This window comes from Dolichospermum sp. UHCC 0352 (assembly GCF_009711925.1).
Taxonomy (GTDB): domain Bacteria; phylum Cyanobacteriota; class Cyanobacteriia; order Cyanobacteriales; family Nostocaceae; genus Dolichospermum; species Dolichospermum lemmermannii.
In genome coordinates this window covers 1-388 of record NZ_VIKY01000050.1, presented here as the reverse complement: position 1 = coordinate 388, position 388 = coordinate 1, and the positions used below count along the sequence as shown (strand labels likewise).

1 pseudogene is annotated in these 388 nt (G+C 40.7%); it reads right to left on the bottom strand.

Features of this window, described 5'->3' with window-relative positions:
- Positions 1 to 239 (bottom strand): annotated as a pseudogene (locus FJR06_RS03160) (RNA-guided endonuclease TnpB family protein); the annotation flags it as partial.
- Positions 240 to 388: the final 149 nt, after the last annotated feature.

Sequence of the window (388 nt, the reverse complement as noted above, 5' to 3'; positions counted from 1 at the left end):
CATCCTCTTTCTGCGGCTGATTGTACTGCCATTGAGTTTAATTCAGCAGCAAAGGTAAAGTCTGAGCGTAGTTCTGTTGAATACTTGTTAAGAGCAAACTTGTCAATTTTGAGTTCCTGCGGGGCATCCATCCAATATCTTATCGCTTTGTTACGAATGAATTGGGTGGTACGAATTGCATCGTCTATGGCGTTGTATTGATCTTGTTTACCTTTAACTTTGTATTCTAGAACTAGCATTGATTTAACCTTGAACAATCAACTTGATTTGGTTTCGACCTGCGTTTATTATACAATATATACAAAATGTCAGTGCAGGATAAATCCTGCAACTAGCCTTCATCCCTTGGCTGAAGCACAGGTGTGTCCTCCTGAGTCGGACACGCCTT